Origin of the sequence: Acinetobacter sp. 1000160 (genome assembly GCF_000588715.1) — a bacterium.
GTDB lineage: Bacteria > Pseudomonadota > Gammaproteobacteria > Pseudomonadales > Moraxellaceae > Acinetobacter > Acinetobacter courvalinii.
Map to the genome: position 1 here is coordinate 566,894 of NZ_JFWP02000002.1, position 16,354 is coordinate 583,247.

Genomic DNA, 16,354 nt, shown 5'->3' on the forward strand with positions numbered 1-16,354 from the left:
ATGTCATTCATTACTTATCCACAAAATCAGACTTTAACGCGAACTGAGCGTGCCACAGCAATGGTTTTTGAAGATCAAAAATCAAAAGATTTGCTGGATCGTATCGGACAGATTGCACCTAGTGAGGCCAGCGTCCTGATTATTGGCAATACTGGGACGGGGAAAGAGCTGGTTGCCCGTCAGGTACATATGATGAGCCAGCGTAGTCGTGGTCCTTTTGTGGCAGTAAATTGTGGTGCGTTTACAGAATCATTGGCGGAAAGTGAACTGTTTGGACATGAAAAAGGTGCATTTACTGGTGCAATCAATAGCAAGGCGGGTTGGTTTGAAGCGGCCAATCACGGTACTTTATTCTTGGATGAAGTCGGTGATTTATCTCCTGCGATGCAGGTGAAATTATTACGGGTTTTGCAAGAGCGTGAGATTGTTCGCGTCGGTTCACTCAAGCCAATTAAGCTGAACGTCCGTGTCATTGCTGCAACCAATGTCCATCTGGATGAGGCAGTTCAAGCAGGCAAGTTTAGAGAAGATTTATTTTATCGACTGAATGTGGCACTGCTTAAGGTTTCACCATTGGCCGAACGTCCTGGCGATATTTTGCCGTTGGCTAATTTTTTTATTGCCCAATACTGCAAGCGTTTGGGTTATCCCATTGCGACACTGAGCCCAAGCGCAGTTCAGAAATTATTGACCTATGGCTATCCTGGTAATATTCGAGAATTGGAAAATGCCATTCATCATGCTTTATTGGTCTGCAAGAATCATCAAATTCAACCTACAGATTTTTGCTTTGCCTCCTTGTCTAGTAGCCTGAATTTACGGCAAATTTCTGACTTGGAAAAAAGTACGCAAACCATTCCAAGAACAGATTTATTGCCTAAACAAATGTTGCAGCATGCGCTTCTTAATTTATTTGAGTCCTCCCATGCCTTGAAAAATGCAAATCTTGATCGCTTGATTGAGGAAGCCACGATTCGTATCGCTTATGAATATTGCCATCGCAATCAGGTGCAAACAGCAAAGCTTTTAGGGATTAGCCGTAACATTGTGCGTGCACGATTGGTCAAATACGGCTTAGTGGGAAACGATAAAGTAGTCAATATTATGTTGGAAGAATTATTGGGTTAATTGTATTAAATAATCAGGTGACATAAGTTCACCTTTTTATTGATCGGAAATCACTTTGCTAAAAAAATAATAATCAATGATTGAAAATAAATATAATTTTTTAATCAAAAAATATTCAAAAATAATAGTTTTAAATATTCATAATTTTTCTAATATGGTGGTACACAATTTAATAAATAGATGCAAAGTGGTGAAAGATGAGTATTCCTCAAATTAATGTGCGTAATCAATTTCGTGGTGTGGTTAAAGAGATTATTGAAGGAAGTGTAGTTTCTGAGGTGGATGTAGAAACACCTGCGGGAGTTTTTACTTCAGTGATTACTACACGATCAGTTAAAAATCTAAATTTAGAATTAGGTAGTGAAGTCATTGTTTTAATTAAGTCTACAGAAGTTGCTTTGGCAAAACTATAGAGAGTCATATCGAAAATATAGTAAAGATTGATCTTATTATATTTTTGATTTCTATTTTAGGGGGCTAAAATGACATCATTAAATGTTGGTTCAGTAAAAATTAATCATCTCAATAAATCGTATGGACAGTATCAAGAGCATGCCTTAACCGTATTGGATGATATTTCTTTGGAGATTAAAGCGGGGGAATTTGTCAGTATCGTTGGCAGTAGTGGCTGTGGAAAATCAACTTTATTACGTTTACTTGTTGGCTTGGATGACCAATTTGAAGGTAAGATTTTGGTCGATGGACAACCGATTCAAGGTACCAGTCTAGAGCGAGGCATTGTCTTTCAAGATCATCGATTATTTCCTTGGTTGAATGTACAAGATAACATTCGGGTTGCATTGTTAAATCGTAAATTAACGGTCGCTGAACAAAATCAGTTGATTGATGAGCATATTGAATTGGTCGGTTTGACTAAGTTTAAAGACGCTTATCCAGCACAGCTTTCAGGGGGTATGAGTCAACGGGTTGCGATTGCGCGAAGTCTGATTAATCGACCCAAAATATTGTTGCTAGATGAACCTTTTGGCGCATTGGATGCACTGACTCGCGCCAATCTACAAAAGGAGTTGCAACGGATCTGGCAAACCGAAAAAATTACCATGATTATCGTGACGCATGATGTGGAAGAGGCGGTTTTCCTCGGTGATCGTGTTGTGGTGATGCAACCGAATCCAGGTCGAATCAAGCGGATTGTTCCTGTTCATTTGCCACACCCACGTGTTCGTGAAGATGTCCGACTTGCTGCGATTAGAAATGATATTTTGACTGATTTTAGTCATGCAGTCGAAGATCATTTAGTGATCCCTGTTGTTAACGATTTTAATCAGTTTCAGTTTGCTTGGTAATCCTAGGTAAGCTGAATCTTATAATCATAAAAATAAATAAATTAATATAAAAATATTGGTTCTTATATTTCACGGTTTGCATATATTTAACTGAATCACTAATTTTTGTGATTGGGGAATCATGAATAAAGCTTGATGCTTTGAAAAATATAATGAATGATCTATAGGAAACAAAATGACCGTACTCACACAGCTTTCAGCCGCGATCGAAAATGCACCGCGTTGGCATGAATACAAGAAACATAGTTTAGATACCGTGCAAATCACACCAATCGAAGGCGCATTGGGAGCGATTGTGACTGGATTAGATGCCAGCAAGCCACAAAGTGGAGAAGTAATTCTTAAGCTGAAAAAAGCATTGCATGAACATTTAATTCTGGTTTTCAAGGCGCAAGACTTGCAAGACAATGACTTACTTGCTTTTGCCAGTTACTTTGGTGGAATTTTCCGTCCACCAACAGATGTACCTGTATTGGCAACGCGGAATGATACCAATGCACCACCTGATATCGTGCCCGTATCCAATGCGGTTGGAGAAGGTGATTATACCGGTCATGGCGAACTCACCCCGCATAGTGACCATCACTGGACGCCACAGCCTTCTAGTGGATCTTTGCTTTACGCAATTGAACTGCCAAAAGATGGCGGCGCAACCAGTTGGTATAATACGGTACAGGCCTATGAAGACCTTGATCAGGAAACCAAAGATGAAATCGAGGGGCTGCAACTTATTACGTATAATCCATTTTTACGCTTAAAGGATAAAAGCCCAATTCCCAAATATCGCTTTTCTGATCAACCGATATTGGGCGCTGCATTTCCGCATCCATTGGTGCGTACGCATTCTGAAAGTGGCCGTCGTGGTATTTATCTGGATGCGCAGACAGAAGTTGAGGTTGTGGGCTACGACGATCAAAAGGGTGCTGCATTGATCGAACGCTTAAGAGCCCATATTGTGCAACCTCAATATCGTTATGAACATCAGTGGGAAATTGGGGATATTGTCTATTGGGATAACCAACTGACCTTACATTCGCGTACAGCCTTTCCTGCCGAGCAACGTCGTTTATTGAAACGTGTAAGTTTGGCGGGTGCAAGACCATTCTAAAGTTAAACTAAGCCAGCGAAAGCTGGCTTTTAATTTCCTGCTTTTGCCAGCTCTGCTTCAATATAGCTAATAATCATGGTACTTAAACCTTTGACCATTTCATCAAAGCTGATTTGAGGATTGGGTAAGATCAGGTGCCGTGCCACATTAAAGATACTGCTATTAATGCTGATATATGCTGTCACGCTAAGATTGTTCACTTTTAAATAGCGCGGATGCCGAATCATGTATTTCATCAGCACTTCCATTAACGCCATCTCGATCTGGCCGATATATTTTTCGTATTTGAGCTCTGTCGCATAGCGCAGGCAAATCAGGTAACGATCATCATCACGGGTGAGCAGGTCCCGGAAAGTATAAAAAATCATCTCGAATAAAGGTTCCAGCTCTTGCTCGATAATGATAGGCGTCAGCTCTTTGACCATATCCAGAACCTCTTTGACAAAGGTTTTGGCCATGGCATCATAGATTTCTTCTTTATTCTTGAAATACTCATACAGTGAACCGACGCTGACACCTGCAATGTCGGCAATGTGTCGTGTGGTGGTGCCGCTGGTACCGTTAGTTGCAACTGCAATAAAACCTGCTTCAATAATCGTATCGACAGTCACTTTGGAACGAGACTGACGGGGTTTACGTGTAGCCATAAAGTATTATTATTAAAATCCGAACATAACGTCAGATTAACATGTGCTGGAAGAGCATGAAAGAGTCAGCTTCATAATCCGAACAAATAAAATTACGACTTTTTAATATTTATTGGTTAGGTTGTAATGAATTAGTATTTTTAAAAAATGGATATACATTTTTTAGAAAAAATTAATTTATATATTTTATTTAAGTTATTAATATTTATATTAAAAAATAAAAATATTACAAAAACCAATAATTTTGTCAGCGCGAATTTTCTTTGATAATGCTGCGCTAATTTTCGATAAATAATGATTAAAAATACCCGAATTGAATCCGAACATAAGATCGGTTTACAGTTGTTTTGTACCAGGATCAGGTTTAAAAAAATCTCCCGAATATTTTTTCACACTTCCCGAGCAGTTGGGAGCGTTGAAAAGAGATGAACCAGACGAAAAGAATGTAAAAGGGCAAATGACGCTCAAGTAACCAGATAGGTGTAGCCATGATTAGCAACACATTAAGGAAAGGTTTAAGCTTGTTTAAATCCAATCCCATCACTGAGCAAATTGATTTTGCGAGTAAAAAAACGATTCCAATTCGTCATTTGGCAATCGGATTTGAAGGGAAGGAAGTTGATTTATCCTTCTATATGAATAATCAGTTTGCCACAATTTTTTTCGCCACTCTTTCAGTCTTTTTAACTTATGGCGAAGATCTGGTGATTGAGACAGCACGTCATCATCGTGATCAGTTGAAAGATCCAATTTTAAAACAACGTGTTACCTCGTTGATTGGACAAGAGGCGATTCATTCAAAATTACATAATGAATTTAATGATGCAATTGTTGAGCTTGATTATCCGGTAAAACTGTACCGTTTTCTGGGCGAGCAATTCTTTGAATATATCTTCCTGAAATTTCCACAACCGCTAAAACTTTCGCTGATGGCCGGAATCGAGCATTTTACCGCGGTGTTAGCAGAATACATGATGGCGCATGAGCAGAATTTCTATTTCTCTGATGATGCCAAAACCCGTGCTTTGTGGATGTGGCATATGCTGGAAGAATCTGAGCATAAAGATGTCGCCTACGATGTGTATCAAACCTTGAATGGCAACTATGCATTGCGTATTTCAGGTTTCTTCCTCGCGTACTTTACCATTCTCGGTCTGATTCCATTTTCAGCTACGTTGGTGCCAGTGTTACGTAGGCCACAAGAAATGCTGACAGCAAAATTCTGGAAAGATGCACGCCGTGGCGTGAAGCTGATTTTTAGTCCCAAAGATGGTGTTTTTGGAAGTACGCAAGGCCGAATCTTCGATTATTTACGTACTGATTTCCATCCCAACGATCACGATGCATCTGCGTATTTCGAATATTACGAAAAGAAACTTCTTTCCGAGGGTGGTGCCTTATATCCGTTCTTTGTAAAAGAGTTTACGCCTAAAGTTCAGGCCGCTTAATGCGCAATAAAGCAGGCAGGTCATTACCTGCTGAGTTGGCAAAAAAGCTCAGTGTGTGATGAGCAATTTGGTTCTTGTTGCCTACATTGCCGTCATGCACTATGCAAACAAACCCTCTTATCCAGTCGCTGTATGTAGAGATATACAAATTGGCTAAGCCTTTTAAGTTGTAATGCAGTTTTAGGGGATCGAGATATGGTCGCTCAAGTTCTTCGTCATGTTTTTTCAGATAAATTCAGTACCAAATATCAAGGGATTATTCAAAATCTGGCGAGTAAATCACCGATTCCGATTCGTCATTTTGATTTTAAGTTTAACCCTTCTGAACTTGATGAGCGGTTTTTCTTAAATAAAGAACTTGCCACATCTTACTTTCATGCCTTGTCTATTTTCTTGACCTTTGGTGAAGATGTAGTGATCGAAACAGCTCGTCATCACCGTGATTTTATTGAAGATCCTGTCTTGAAACAAAGACTGACCTCACTGATTGGGCAAGAGGCGATTCATTCAAAAATCCATAATCAATTTAATGATGAAGTGCTGAAAGAAAATGGCTATCCGGTTGAATTGCTACGTGCGATTGCTGGCAAGGTTTTTGATTATGGCATCTATAAACTACCACAGTCTTTACAGTTATCGTTGATGGCAGGCATTGAGCATTATACGGCTGTATTAGCTGAATTTATGATGCAGCATGAAGAGTATTTGCTAGGGTCACAAGATGAAAGACAACGGGCCATGTGGATGTGGCACATGCTGGAAGAGTCAGAGCATAAAGATATTGCCTATGATGTGTTCCTGGAATTGTCAGGTGATTACTGGCTACGGATCACAGGTTTCCTGTTGGCCAGCTTGACGATTTTAGGCGGTGTTTCACTGGGTGGTTATCTGATGCCATTTATACGTAAACCGAGCAATTTGGTTAATCCACGTTATATGAAAGATATTGTCGAGAGTACGGCATTGTTATTTGGTAGCGAACGTGGGGTATTCGGGAGTAGCTTTATGCATATTCTAGAATATCTGCGTCCAAGCTTTCATCCTAATGATCATGATACGACCGCGTATATGGAATACTACAAAGAGCGTCTCTTGAATCCTGAAACGGGTTTATTAAGTCCTTATTTCCTTAAAGAGTTTGTACCGCCTGTGCGTACAGCTTCTGCATAACCTGGTTCAAGTTCATACGAGATTGCTGGAAAAACAATGATGAAATTATTTGCAAAGAAAGCCAAGCCAAGCCAACAGGCATTTGCTGTGGTGACAGGCGCAGGAAGCGGGATTGGTCGTAGTTTTGCGCTCGAACTGGCGAAACGTGGCGGTACTGTGGTGTGTTCAGATATCAATTTAGATGCGGCCAAAGAAACGGTCGCGCTGATTGAAGCCTTAGGCGCGAAAGCGTTTGCGGTGAAATGTGATGTTGGCAATGCCAAGCAAGTAGAAAAGCTGGCTGAGCAGGCCGAGCAGTTGATGCAACATCCCACCACACTGGTGATCAATAATGCTGGCGTGGGTTTAGGCGGCAAGTTTGATGAAACCTCACTGGAAGACTGGAAGTGGGTTTCTGATATTAACTTGTGGGGCGTAATTCATGGCTGCCATTATTTTGTGCCGAAGTTTAAACAGCTAGGACGTGGCGCGATTATCAATGTGGCATCTGCTGCCTCTTATACCGCAGCCCCTGAAATGACGGCCTATAATGTGACCAAAGCAGGGGTACGTGCCTTATCGGAAACGCTTTCTGCCGAGCTTCGTAAACATAACATTAAAGTCAATGTACTGTGTCCAACATTAGTACCAACCAATATTATCAAGAATGGCAAAGTGCCACATAAAGGCATTCTGGACTACGCATTGACCAATCTGGCGTTTACCACCAGTGACAAGGTTGCAAAGCTGACGCTGGACCGTCTGGATAAAAACGAGCTTTATACCATTCCACAAATCGATGCCAAGTTATTCTGGCTGATGAAACGTACTGCACCGAATTTATATGCAAAATTTTTAGGTACATCATACCGGTTTATGAAATAACCCTGATTAGGCAAAAGAACTGAATGAATGAATGAAATGAAGAGAGAACCTGTGGGTAATCACTTATTTTAGCTACATGATACAAAGGACATTTTAAATGACAGCTCAAGCAAAAAAATTAAACTCAGCTGAAGGAAAGGCACTCCCACAACATATTTATGACACCTTCATTGTGGGTGCAGGTATTTCAGGGATTGCAACTGCCATTCGTCTGGATCAGGTGGGTTATAGTAACTACAAGATCATTGAAAAAGCGACACGTGTCGGTGGAACCTGGCGTGAGAATACCTATCCGGGTTGCGGCTGTGATGTGCCATCGGCTCTATATTCCTATTCATTTGCGCCCAGTGCCAAATGGAGTCATTTATTTGCTCGCCAACCTGAAATTTTGAGCTATTTAGAAGAAGTTAGTCAGGATTTTGGCGTTAGTTCAAAAATCGAGTTTGGTACGGAACTAGTGAATGCTGCCTGGGACAAGGAACGTAATTTATGGGTGATGGACACCAATAAAGGCCAGTACCTGTCTAAAACTGTGGTTTTTGCCACAGGCCCGATTACCGAAGCACAAATTCCAAAACTCGAAGGACTGGAAACCTTCAAAGGTGAAATGTTCCATTCAGCCAAATGGAACCATGATTATGATTTGACTGGTAAACGTATTGCAGTAATTGGCACTGGTGCCTCCGCGATTCAGTTTGTACCGCAGATTCAACCTTTGGCAAAAGAACTGTTTGTTTATCAGCGTACTGCGCCTTGGGTGGTACCAAAACCTGATACTGACTTGGGTGATGTCAGCAAAGCACTGATTGAAAAGTTTCCTCTGATTCAAAAAACCTGGCGTCAAACAGTCGCCCAGTCTCTGAATGCGATTAACTTTGGTTTACGTAATCCAGCGGTGTTAAAACCGGTAGGCGAATTGGCCAAACTGATTTTACGCTTCCAGATTGAAGATCCTGAACTCCGTAAAAATGTGACGCCGAACTTTACCATTGGCTGTAAACGTTTATTGTTCGCCAACAACTATTATCCTGCTTTACAGCAACCGAATACCAAACTGATTCCACATGGATTGGTGAAGGTCGAGGGCAATACTGTAGTTTCAGCAAATGGTGAACGTCATGAAGTGGATGTAATCATTTGGGGCACAGGCTTTGAAGTCTCGCACCCGCCAATTGGCAAACGTGTGACCAATGAAAAAGGCCAGATACTCAATGATCTCTGGAAAAGCAGTTCGCCAGAAGCTTATTTGGGTACCAGCATTGAAAATGTGCCGAATGCATTCTTGGTATTGGGGCCTAATGTACTGGTTTATGATTCATTTATCGGTCTGGCTGAAGCTCAGCTGGATTATATCGTTGATGGTCTACTTAAAATCAGAGACCAAGGCATTGCCAAACTGAACATTAAACCGGAAGTGATTAAACAGCATAATGAACTGGTACAGAAACATCTTAAAACCACCGTGTTTAATGCCGGTGGATGCAAGAGCTACTATTTAGATGCCAATGGTCGTAACTTTGCTGCGTGGCCTTGGTCGTTGAAAAAGTTGAAGCAACGTTTAAAACATATGGATCTCAATGATTATCAAGTGACCTATCAGACTGAAAAAACCAACTGAGTTTAGAGTAGTCATAAAAACAGCAGTAAATTTTATCTAAGGATGGAATTTGCTGCTTATTTTTTGCAAGATAGAAATAAGGATGGGGGAAAATAATGAAAGAAGGACAATCGAGTCGAACGGCGGAAGCCGCTGCCGCATTGCGTGCCAATCATTTTAACAATGCCGCAGAACCAGTGTTTGCTGATCCCTTTGCATTCGAACTGACCAGTCAAGGCTGGAAGACGTTGCTGAGTACGCCATTAACCGTCAAGCTGATGAATTCTTCGGTATTTAACCGCACCTTGGGTTTATTAACCGGGCAGGTGGTGGGACGCTCACGCTATGCTGAAGATCAGCTCTACGCCGCCATTGAACGAGGTGTAGCGCAATATGTACTGGTGGGTGCTGGTCTGGATTCATTTACCTTGAGACAGGCGCAGCAATTCCCGCAGCTTAAGATTTATGAGGTAGATCATCCCGATACCCAAGTTGAGAAACAAAAAAAATTACGCCAATGGGGAGAGCTTCCAGCGAATGTAGAGTTTGTTGCAATCGATTTTGAAAAAGAATCTATTGCAGATGCTTTGGCGCGTAGTTCCTTTCAGCAGGATCAGGCCGCTTTTTTCTCGTGGTTGGGAACAACCCATTATCTGGAGCCAGAAACAACCTTAAAGACTTTAGCTAGCATTGCACAGATTGCTGCACAGGGAAGTGAGGTGGTTCTGGACTATTCGATTGATTATCGGGAGCTGGACGGGATAGAGCGTTTCGGAAGCTTATTTGTCTCCCAATTTACCCGATTTCTAAAAGAACCGTTAAAGGGGCAATTTAGACCTAAGATGCTGCATCAGGCTGTTGAGCACATGGGGTATAAGGTCATTGAGGATTTATCTGGTGATGGTTTAAGTGAGCGTTATTTTCGTGCTCGACCAGATCATATCCGGCATACTATTGCAACGCATATGCTGCATTTATGCTTAGCTCAGGCATGAGTATTCAGCGGCATGCATAAAAAAGCCCTTAAAGACCTAGAGGTATTTAAGGGCCGATGCAGATACTATGAATTAGCGGCGTTTATTATAAACCGCCATTGCTGCCGGTAAGTTCTTACGCATGTCACCAATACGTTGAGTGTTTGACGGGTGAGTAGACAGGAATGATCCACCACCAGCGCCATCAAGACGGTTCATTTTTTCCCATAAGCTGATGGCTGCATTCGGGTTATAACCTGCTTTTGCCATTAACATTAAACCGCCGTAATCGGCACGACTTTCCAGATTACGTGAATAAGGCAGACCGATACCAACCTGGCTGCCTAGATCGATCGCAGCGCTACCTAGATCGCCAATGCTGCTACCTGCATATGATTTACCAATACCAATTGCAAGGTTAGTTAAAGCCTGTGCACCGATTTTGCTTTTTGCATGCTCTTCTAGGGCATGGGTCATTTCATGGCCCATTACCGCCGCAATTTCATCATTGGTCAGGTTGAGTTTGTTGACAATACCGGTATAGAACACCACTTTACCGCCAGGCGCGACATAAGCGTTGACCGTGTCAGATTTTAAGACCGCAAGCTGCCAGTCAAAACGTTGACCAGTCTGGTTCATCTGATCCGCATAAGGCTTTAAGCGGTTAAACACGGTATTAATACGTTGATAAGTACTTGAGCTACTATCCAGCTGATTTTTAGCACGTGCTTCCTGCGTCATTTTTGAGAAACTTTGTGCTGATTGCGCATTTAATGTCGCGCTGTCCGCACCCGCCATATCTGCGAACGAAGCACAGCCAGAAATGGTCATCACAGTTACAGCACATAGGCTTAAAGCTAATTTCTTCATACTTATTCTCTCCAAATCAGTATCTTATGAATATAGTCATGATCACGGTGGATTATAAAAAATGTTTACAGCAGTTAACATTCTGAATAGCTCTATAATCATTGTAATTATGTAATCAGCATTGCTTATAATTTATATTTAAGCAAATAAAAGCCAGTGGCATTGCACTGGCTTTAAAATAGATCAATTTAATTGAGCATTAAATTAATCTTCGTCATCATACTCATCTTCAGGGAAGGCATTTTCTTCTAAAGAAGCATCAAAGATTAAGATAGCCTTACCATCAGTTTGAATCATGCCCTGATCTTCAAGTGTCTTGAGGACACGGCCAACCATTTCACGTGAACAACCGACAATACGGCCAATCTCTTGACGGGTAATACGAATCTGACGGCCATTCGGTAAAATCATTGCCTCTGGTTGAGCAGATAAGTCAATTAAACAACGCGCAATACGACCAGACACATCAATAAATGCCAGATCGGTTACTTTACGTGTGGTATTTTTAAGACGGCGAACCAGTTGAGCAAACACAGCATAGCTTAAATCTGGATATTGCTTGCTTAACTCGTGGAAATTGTCGTAAGTGATTTCTGCGATTTCGCAGACATCGCGTGTACGTACTTCTGCGGTACGCTGAGGGTTCTTTTCAAAAAGCCCCATTTCGCCAAAGAAGTCGCCTGGATTGAGATAGGCAACTACGATTTCTCGTTCGTCATCTTCACGTAAGATAATTGACACTGAACCTTTTAATATTAAATACAGTGATTTTGATTCCGTTCCAGCGTCAACAATCGTGGTGCGTTTAGGATATCTATTAATATGAGCACGTTTTAGCAGCGCTTTAACTGATTCAGGGAGTTGACCTGGTGATAAAGCATCAGTGCTAAGTTGTGAAAAATTTGAAGTCATGCTTAAAATTTCCGAATTTGGATAAAACCGATCGCACAGACCCTTGGAAGAGCCTTTTCTACACAGAAGAGATGAAATTCCTTATCAACTCATTTTATGTTAGTGTACAAGAACAGAGTAAATTTATAACGTTTTTCGGGTAGTTGCAATGCAAACAAGTGTACATTGGTTAGAGAATGTTGCTTTTGAAGCAAAATCAGAAAGTGGCCACAGTATGGTGATGGATGGTTCTGCCGAATATGGCGGTGAAAACCGTGGTCCACGTCCTATGGAATTGATTTTAATGGGACTTGGTGGGTGTGCTTCGTTTGATATTGTGACCATTTTAAAGAAATCTCGTCAAGATGTGACCGATGTCGTATGTCAGCTTAAAGCGGAAAGAGCGGATAGCATTCCAGCGGTGTTTACCAAAATTCATTTGCACTTTATCGTCACTGGTAAAGCGGTAAAATCAAAACAGGTAGAAAAGGCAGTCGAATTGTCTGCCGAGAAATATTGTTCAGCCAGCAAAATGCTGTCTGATGGTGGCGTAGAAATTACCCACGACTTCGAAATTATTGAAGCGGCTTAAGGCTTAAACTATTAAGTTTTGCTAAAAAGTGATCGGTTTTGCGCCGATCACTTTTTTATTTGTTGCACTGTTTATTTTAAAAATAACTGTGGATCTACCCGAGCATTGTTCAGGCTCATTCCCCAATGTAAATGTGGCCCTGTGACGCGTCCTGTCTTACCGACTAGTCCGAGCACTTCGCCTTGCTGGATGTGTTGACCTTTTTCTACATTAATTTTGCTGAGATGGCAGAACATACTGATCAGTCCCTGTCCATGATCAATCAGTACCGTATTGCCATTAAAGAAATAGTTGCCTGTCCCAACAACCACACCCTCTGCAGGCGCAACGACTTTTTGTCCCACGGGCGCGGGAATGTCGAGGCCAGAATGCGGTGCGCGTTCTTCACCATTGAAAAAGCGTTTTCTGCCAAAAGAGTTACTAAATTTACCGGCGGTAGGGCGGATGAAAGCAGGAAAGCTGTGCCAGCTACTCGGCGTAAATGAATTATAAATATCATTTTGCTCTTTTGCTTCACGTGCATAGCGATCAAGCTGGTCCTGATTCGGATTGACATAATCCTGATTCTTGACGTTTAAACGCTGCTCAGCATAACGGTATGGCGTTACTTCGATCTGAATCGGCGTGGTATTGGTAGTTAAGCTCAAACTGCCTAATGGCGCAGAAAGTGGAATACCAAATACGGCATAACGCTGTGGGCCTTCCTGAGTAATGAGTACAGGTTTTTGCTCATAAAAGACCTGAGTGGTATTTGCGCTTAAGGGAATGACTGCAATCCCACCAGCGCGACGTGAATCTTGTGGAAGTTGGGCAAATGCCGAATGAAGAGGCAGCAGGCAAGCTGCACCCAATAAAATTTTTTTTAAGTACATGAGCGTCATTTTGAATCAACTAAAGGGTTAAGCTAAATCGTTCAGTGAAAAATCACAATCATAATTGTGTTTAGAACGGAACAGACAGAAAAATTATACAAAATATACTTGAAATAGATTGTTTATATACCCATATTATTACTGAGTTTTATTCATTTTGTATTTTATAAAATATTGAAAAATATATAATTTTTTATTTGAAATTTAAAAAAGTGTTCCCATCTAAGTGATAAGTTAGAAATTTGTTGTGAGGAATAACAAGAATGCGTTTTGAAAAATTTACAAACCGCTTACAGCAAGCACTCTCAGATGCACAATCATTGGCAATGGGTAAAGACCATACCTCGATTGCAGGTATTCATATTCTTGCTACTTTATTGGAAGAACCTGCCAATTTGAGTTTGTTGCAACAAGCGGGCGCGCGTTTACCAGAGTTAAAGCAGAAGCTGGAACAAGCCGTGCAAAATGCGCCAACCTTGGCAAATCCTACCGGTGATATCAATCTCAATCCTGAAGCGGTAAAGGCGCTGAATTTAGCTGACCGTTATGCACAGAAAGCAGGCGATGAGTTTTTATCAACCGACTGGGTGTTACTTGGTCTGGCAGAAACCGGTGAAACCAAAACCATTTTAAATAGTGTAGGGGTTACACCTGAAAGTTTACGTAAAGTAATTGAAAATATTCGAGGAAATGACAAAGTCATGAGCAATAATCATGAAGATCAACGTGACTCACTGAATAAATATACCATTGATTTAACCGAGCGTGCCTTGGCGGGTAAACTTGACCCTGTGATTGGTCGTGATGACGAGATTCGCCGTACCATTCAGGTATTATCACGCCGTACCAAAAATAACCCGGTGTTGATTGGTGAGCCAGGGGTTGGTAAAACCGCGATTGTAGAAGGTCTGGCGCAACGTATTGTCAACGGTGAAGTTCCAGAGAGCTTAAAGAACAAGCGTGTGCTTTCACTTGACTTGGGTTCATTACTTGCGGGTGCAAAATATCGTGGTGAGTTTGAGGAGCGTTTAAAAGCAGTCCTCAAAGACCTTGCCAAGCACGAAGGTGAAATCATCCTATTTATCGACGAGCTGCATACGCTGGTTGGCGCAGGTAAAGGTGATGGCGCGATGGATGCAGGTAATATGTTAAAACCTGCTTTGGCACGTGGTGAATTGCGTTGTGTGGGTGCGACCACTTTAGATGAGTACCGTCAATATATCGAGAAAGATGCTGCGCTTGAGCGTCGTTTCCAGAAAGTGTTGGTCGATGAGCCGAGTGTCGAAGATACCATTGCGATTTTGCGTGGTCTTAAAGAAAAATATGCAACCCATCACGGCGTGCAGATTCTGGACTCAGCCATTATCGCTGCGGCGAAGATGTCGCATCGTTATATCACGGATCGCCAGTTACCCGATAAGGCGATTGACCTGATTGATGAGGCTGCGTCGCGCATCAAAATGGAAATCGATTCCAAGCCAGAAGCGCTGGACAAACTTGATCGCCGCTTAATCCAGTTGAAAATGCAATTGGAAGCAGTGAAAAAAGATGAAGACGCGGGCAGTAAAGCCGAAGTGAATCATCTTGAGCAGCAAATTGCGGAAAAGCAAAAAGAGTACAATGATCTGGAAGAGATCTGGAAAGCTGAAAAAACACTGGTTGAAGGTGATAAGAAGGCACAGGTTGAACTTGATCAGGCGCGTAGTGCTTTGGAAAAGGCTAAACGTGAAGGTGATCTGGCTGAAGCTGCACGCTTGCAATATGGGGTCATTCCAGAGTTGCAAAAACGTCTGGAACAAGCTGAAGTTGCTGAGGAAAATGAAGAGCCGAAGCTGATTCGTACCAAAGTCACTGAAAATGAAATTGCTGAAGTCGTGAGTGCGGCAACAGGCATTCCTGTGGCGAAAATGCTTCAAGGTGAACGTGAAAAACTTCTCAATATGGAAGCGTTTTTGCATAACCGTGTGGTTGGGCAGGATGAAGCTGTGGTTGCAGTGTCCAATGCAGTACGTCGTTCACGTGCAGGCTTATCCGATCCGAATCGTCCAAGTGGCTCGTTCCTGTTCCTTGGTCCGACAGGGGTAGGTAAAACCGAGTTAACCAAAGCATTGGCTAACTTCCTGTTTGATAGCGATGACGCCATGATTCGTATTGATATGTCCGAATTTATGGAAAAACATTCCGTGAGCCGTTTGGTCGGTGCACCTCCGGGCTATGTCGGTTATGAGGAAGGCGGTGTCTTAACTGAAGCTGTGCGTCGTAAGCCATATAGTGTGGTGTTATTCGATGAAGTGGAAAAAGCCCATCCAGATGTCTTCAATATCTTGTTGCAAGTCCTGGATGATGGACGCTTAACCGATTCTCAAGGTCGTGTGGTTGACTTTAAGAATACGGTGATCGTAATGACCTCGAATCTTGGTTCGCAAGATGTACGTGAACTTGGAGAAGGTGCAACCGATGATGAAGTACGGGCCGTGGTGATGAGTGCGGTTACGCAACATTTCCGCCCAGAGTTTATCAACCGTATTGATGAGTTGGTCATCTTCCATTCTCTGCAAAAAGCACAGATTCGTGGTATTGCAGATATTCAGTTAGATCGTTTACGTACACGTTTGAGTGAACGTGATATGGGCTTAACGGTGGATGATACTGCTTTTGATCTATTGATTGATGCTGGTTTTGATCCTGTCTATGGTGCACGTCCATTGAAACGGGCGATTCAACAACAGGTGGAAAACAGCTTGGCTCAGAAAATCCTGTCTGGTGAGTTCCAGCCTGGTGATAATATCCTGATCAAAGGCGACAGTGGTCATCTGGTGTTTGATAAGTTAAAACTGAGCTAAACCTAGCTGAGAGTATGACCCAAAGATGGTGATGAAAATCACC

At 41.9% G+C, this 16,354-nt stretch carries 15 protein-coding genes; 11 read left to right on the forward strand and 4 right to left on the reverse strand.

Annotated features, from left to right (window positions below; genetic code table 11):
• The 4 genes from J699_RS12365 to J699_RS12350 all read left to right on the forward strand — a co-directional run bounded on the left by J699_RS12365 (position 1) and on the right by J699_RS12350 (position 3,543).
• Positions 1-1,128 carry a sigma-54 interaction domain-containing protein gene (locus J699_RS12365; protein WP_032867142.1) on the forward strand — a complete coding sequence of 376 codons (1,128 nt, stop codon included), beginning with the start codon at positions 1-3 and terminating at the stop codon, positions 1,126-1,128.
• A 197-nt stretch (positions 1,129-1,325) separates the two neighbouring features.
• On the forward strand, positions 1,326-1,541 hold the full coding sequence (locus J699_RS12360) for a TOBE domain-containing protein (RefSeq protein ID WP_004654121.1): 216 nt from the start codon (positions 1,326-1,328) through the stop codon (positions 1,539-1,541).
• Between the two features lie 69 nt (positions 1,542-1,610).
• Positions 1,611-2,435, forward strand: a complete 825-nt coding sequence (locus tag J699_RS12355; protein WP_005204466.1) for an ABC transporter ATP-binding protein — start codon at positions 1,611-1,613, stop codon at positions 2,433-2,435.
• A 175-nt stretch (positions 2,436-2,610) separates the two neighbouring features.
• On the forward strand, positions 2,611-3,543 hold the full coding sequence (locus J699_RS12350; RefSeq protein ID WP_005187531.1) for a TauD/TfdA dioxygenase family protein: 933 nt from the start codon (positions 2,611-2,613) through the stop codon (positions 3,541-3,543).
• 29 nt (positions 3,544-3,572) lie between these two features.
• On the opposite strand, the gene J699_RS12345 is transcribed toward J699_RS12350, so the two are convergent.
• The gene (locus J699_RS12345) at positions 3,573-4,190 is read right to left on the reverse strand and encodes a TetR/AcrR family transcriptional regulator (protein WP_004772738.1); all 618 of its coding nucleotides are present in this window, start codon (positions 4,188-4,190) and stop codon (positions 3,573-3,575) included.
• Positions 4,191-4,678: 488 nt separating this feature from the next.
• On the opposite strand from J699_RS12345, the gene J699_RS12340 reads away from it, so the two are divergent.
• The 5 genes from J699_RS12340 (at position 4,679) to J699_RS12320 (ending at position 10,264) form a co-directional block, all read left to right on the forward strand.
• Entirely contained in the window at positions 4,679-5,638 is a 960-nt protein-coding gene (locus tag J699_RS12340; protein ID WP_005231041.1) for a metal-dependent hydrolase, read from the forward strand.
• 195 nt (positions 5,639-5,833) lie between these two features.
• Complete coding sequence (locus tag J699_RS12335) at positions 5,834-6,808, forward strand: metal-dependent hydrolase (protein ID WP_032867144.1); 975 nt, start codon at positions 5,834-5,836, stop codon at positions 6,806-6,808.
• 39 nt (positions 6,809-6,847) lie between these two features.
• Positions 6,848-7,672, forward strand: a complete 825-nt coding sequence (locus tag J699_RS12330) for an SDR family NAD(P)-dependent oxidoreductase (RefSeq protein WP_032867146.1) — start codon at positions 6,848-6,850, stop codon at positions 7,670-7,672.
• Positions 7,673-7,769: 97 nt separating this feature from the next.
• Positions 7,770-9,290: a flavin-containing monooxygenase gene (locus J699_RS12325; RefSeq protein WP_032882777.1), complete on the forward strand. Its 1,521-nt coding sequence runs from the start codon at positions 7,770-7,772 to the stop codon at positions 9,288-9,290.
• 95 nt (positions 9,291-9,385) lie between these two features.
• Complete coding sequence (locus J699_RS12320; RefSeq protein WP_032867150.1) at positions 9,386-10,264, forward strand: class I SAM-dependent methyltransferase; 879 nt, start codon at positions 9,386-9,388, stop codon at positions 10,262-10,264.
• Positions 10,265-10,336: 72 nt separating this feature from the next.
• Here the strand turns inward: J699_RS12320 and J699_RS12315 are convergent, their stop codons facing one another.
• Both J699_RS12315 and crp read right to left on the reverse strand, forming a co-directional pair.
• Positions 10,337-11,113: a M48 family metallopeptidase gene (locus tag J699_RS12315; protein WP_005231035.1), complete on the reverse strand. Its 777-nt coding sequence runs from the start codon at positions 11,111-11,113 to the stop codon at positions 10,337-10,339.
• Positions 11,114-11,317: 204 nt separating this feature from the next.
• Positions 11,318-12,025: a cAMP-activated global transcriptional regulator CRP gene (gene crp, locus J699_RS12310; RefSeq protein ID WP_004772727.1), complete on the reverse strand. Its 708-nt coding sequence runs from the start codon at positions 12,023-12,025 to the stop codon at positions 11,318-11,320.
• Positions 12,026-12,173: 148 nt separating this feature from the next.
• Here crp and J699_RS12305 point away from each other — a divergent pair, with 148 nt between their 5' ends.
• Positions 12,174-12,596 (forward strand): OsmC family protein, encoded by a 423-nt coding sequence (locus J699_RS12305; protein WP_032867152.1) that lies wholly within the window; start codon positions 12,174-12,176, stop codon positions 12,594-12,596.
• A 71-nt stretch (positions 12,597-12,667) separates the two neighbouring features.
• Here J699_RS12305 and J699_RS12300 read toward each other — a convergent pair whose 3' ends face one another.
• Positions 12,668-13,468 carry a peptidoglycan DD-metalloendopeptidase family protein gene (locus J699_RS12300; protein ID WP_032868241.1) on the reverse strand — a complete coding sequence of 267 codons (801 nt, stop codon included), beginning with the start codon at positions 13,466-13,468 and terminating at the stop codon, positions 12,668-12,670.
• 263 nt (positions 13,469-13,731) lie between these two features.
• Between J699_RS12300 and clpB the strand changes: the two genes are divergently transcribed.
• Complete coding sequence (gene clpB / locus J699_RS12295) at positions 13,732-16,311, forward strand: ATP-dependent chaperone ClpB (RefSeq protein ID WP_032867154.1); 2,580 nt, start codon at positions 13,732-13,734, stop codon at positions 16,309-16,311.
• The last annotated feature ends 43 nt before the right edge of the window (positions 16,312-16,354 follow it).